The following is a 3,114-nucleotide window of genomic DNA, read 5'->3' as shown; positions in this document are numbered from 1 at the left end:
GCTGCCGTAACTGGCGCTTCAGAACCTCTCACAGATCTCACAGAAAGGAACGGTGCTATGACCGCATTTCTCCCTGTCACACGACGGGAACTCCTGGAAACCGGTGTGGAACAGCCGGATTTTGTCTACATCACAGGGGATGCCTACGTGGATCATCCCAGCTTCGGCGCTGCAATCATCACCAGAATCCTCCAGTCACTGGGCTACAGCGTTGCTGTCATTGCCCAGCCCAACTGGCACACCACACAGGATTTCATGCGCTTCGGATGTCCGCGGCTGGCATTTCTGGTCACCGGCGGAAACATCGACTCCATGGTGGCGCACTACACCTCCGCCAAGCGGAAACGAAACAGCGATCTCTACTCCCCCGGCGGCAAAGCCGGACTGCGCCCCGACCGTGCCGTCATCACCTATTGCCGGAAAATTCGGGAGGCATATCCCGATGCTGCCATCGCCATCGGCGGACTGGAGGCATCCCTCCGGCGCTTTGCCCACTATGACTACTGGGATGACTGTGTGCGCCCGTCCATTCTGGTGGACAGCGGTGCGGATCTGCTCATGTACGGCATGGGAGAACACCAGATCACAGAACTGGCGCAGCAGCTGGCAGAGGGAATCCCCATCTCCAGCATCACGGGAATCCGTGGCACCTGTTACCTCACCGATCCGGTCAACACCCCATGGGGTGCGGTGCAGTGTCCGGACTTTGCACAGGTCAGCCGGGACAGGCGGGCATACGCCAAGGCGACCCGCCAGCAGTACGACCAGCAGGACGAGATCTCCGGAAAGGTCGTCATTCAGCGCCACGGCGACAAGATGCTGGTGCAGAATCCGCCGGCGCTGAGTCTGACGCAGGAGGAGCTGGATGCCGTCTACCGGCTGCCCTACACCCGATGCGCCCACCCCATGTACGACAAGCAGGGCGGTGTGCCCTCCATTGAGGAGGTGCAGTTCTCTATCGCCCACAACCGCGGCTGCTTCGGCTACTGCAACTTTTGTTCCATCGCCCTGCATCAGGGACGGCGCATCACCTGCCGCAGCGAGGAATCCATTCTGGAAGAGGCGAAAAAGATCATCGCCATGCCCAATTTCAAGGGATACATCCACGACGTGGGCGGGCCAACGGCGAATTTTCGCCTGCCCTCCTGCAAAAAGCAGGCGACACACGGCATGTGCCCCGGAAAAAAATGTCTGGCACCGGAGCCGTGCAAGGCGCTTCAGGTGGATCACACAGAATACCTCTCCATCCTCCGGAAGCTTCGGGCACTCCCCGGCGTAAAACGTGTGTTCATCCGCTCCGGCATCCGGTTCGACTATGTGATGGCAGACAAGGACGACACGTTTTTCAAGGAGCTGGTTTCAGAGCACGTCAGCGGTCAGCTGAAAGTCGCACCGGAACACGTCAGCAACGTGGTACTGGACAAGATGGGAAAGCCCCACATCGAGTGCTATGAGGCATTCCAGAAGCGATTCTATGAGATCACCAAGAGCATCGGCAAGAAGCAGTATCTGGTGCCCTATCTCATGTCCTCCCATCCGGGGAGCACGCTGGCGGAGGCAGTAAAGCTCTCTCTGTTCCTGCGGGATCACCATATGCATCCGGAACAGGTACAGGACTTCTATCCCACCCCCGGCACCATCTCCACCTGCATGTACTACACGGAGCTGGACCCCTACACGATGGAACCGGTCTACGTTCCCAAGACCCCACAGGAAAAAGCCATGCAGCGTGCGCTGCTGCAATACTATCTTCCCCAGAACCGGCAGATTGTCCTCTCCGCCCTGCGTCAGGCAGGCAGACAGGATCTCATCGGTACCAGGCCGGGCTGTCTGGTGGCGCCGGATGCCCCCGCCCAGCGCGGCGGAAAATCCGGAAAACCTCATTCTTCCAAAGGAGGCGCATCCCCACGAAACACCAAAAAAAGTACATCCAAAAAATCACGGCGCTCCTGAGTGCGCTGGTCATCACCTGCTCCGCAACCGGCTGTGCCATGGAGGGCATCGAGCAATACATCGATGATGCTCTAGACGACACCTTCGGGCTGGAGAGCGATTCCACCGTCGGAAGCTGTTCCGTCTACTATCTTGACGTTGGACAGGGGGACAGCGCCCTGATCCTCACCGATTCCGCTGCCGTCCTCATCGACGCCGGCGAGGCAAGCGCCGGAGATACCGTGCTCTCCGCATTGCAGGAGCACGGCGTCAAGACACTGGACTGTGTCATCGCCACCCACCCCCACGCCGACCACATCGGCGGTATGCCGGCAGTTCTACAGTATGCTGCCAGCTCCGATGACCTCACCATTCAGGAGATCATCGTGCCGGAGGTGCCGGACAGCCAGATTCCCACCACACGCACCTATGAGAAATTTCTGGACGGCGTGGAGGCCAACGGACTCTCCCTGACACCGGCAGAATCCCAGACGCTGGATCTGGGCAGTGCTGCGCTGGAGATCATTCCCTCCCCCGGCGATGACTACAGTTCCCTGAACGACTACTCCGTCTGCGCCTATCTGACCTGCGGCGAAAACGGCTTCTTCTTCACCGGAGATGCCTCCAAGCCAGAGGAAAAGGATCTGCTCTCTACCGGTGCGCTGGATCACGTCAAGGCGGACGTGCTGAAAGTGGGTCACCACGGCAGCCGGGAATCCTCCACTGACGATTTTCTCTATGCCATCAGCCCCAAGTATGCGGTGATCTCCTGCGGATATGACAACACCTACGGACACCCCCACAGCGAAGCTGTGGCACGGCTCTCCAAGTTCTGCGGCAATCAGATCTACCGCACCGATGAAAACGGCACCGTCTGCATTTCCTCAGACGGCGCAAAGCTGACCGTTACCACGGAAAAATAAGGGGGCATTCTATGATTATCATCGACCGCTTCGAAATGCGCTTTGCCATTCTGGAAACCGACGACGGCATGGTTTCCGTCCCGCGGGAACAGCTCCCGCCGGAGGCAAAGGAGGGCGACATTCTGATTCCCAACAACCTTGGCTACGAGATCGACACCAGCGCAACCAAAACCAGACGGGAAAAAATGATTGCCCGTACCAAAAAATTGTGGAAAAAGTGAGGAACTATGGAAACTGACCACTTATGCATCGGCGGCGG

Annotated in this window: 4 protein-coding genes (1 of these 4 running past the window's edge); all 4 read left to right on the top strand. The window is 58.5% G+C overall.

What is annotated here, in order from left to right:
- Window positions 1-57 precede the first annotated feature (57 nt).
- Tightly spaced (at most 38 nt apart), the 4 genes in view from QZL66_RS10200 to QZL66_RS10185 form a layout consistent with a single transcriptional unit that may run on beyond the window.
- Window positions 58-1,953, top strand: coding sequence for a YgiQ family radical SAM protein (locus QZL66_RS10200; protein ID WP_022411614.1), 1,896 nt, complete (start codon window positions 58-60; stop codon window positions 1,951-1,953).
- 38 nt (window positions 1,954-1,991) lie between these two features.
- Entirely contained in the window at window positions 1,992-2,855 is an 864-nt protein-coding gene (locus tag QZL66_RS10195; protein ID WP_022411613.1) for a ComEC/Rec2 family competence protein, read from the top strand.
- A gap of 11 nt (window positions 2,856-2,866) precedes the next feature.
- Window positions 2,867-3,076, top strand: coding sequence for a DUF3006 domain-containing protein (locus tag QZL66_RS10190; RefSeq protein WP_022411612.1), 210 nt, complete (start codon window positions 2,867-2,869; stop codon window positions 3,074-3,076).
- A gap of 6 nt (window positions 3,077-3,082) precedes the next feature.
- Window positions 3,083-3,114, top strand: the 5' portion of a protein-coding gene (locus QZL66_RS10185; protein ID WP_022411611.1) for an NAD(P)/FAD-dependent oxidoreductase. It continues 1,255 nt past the right edge of the window; the window shows 32 of its 1,287 coding nt (coding positions 1-32); the start codon lies at window positions 3,083-3,085; its stop codon lies off the right edge, out of view.

Origin of the sequence: Ruminococcus sp. CAG:330, from assembly GCF_000437175.1 — a bacterium.
Lineage (GTDB): Bacteria > Bacillota > Clostridia > Oscillospirales > Ruminococcaceae > Ruminococcus_C.
Note: the sequence above shows the minus strand (reverse complement) of the source record. Positions and strands in the feature narration are given on the sequence as shown.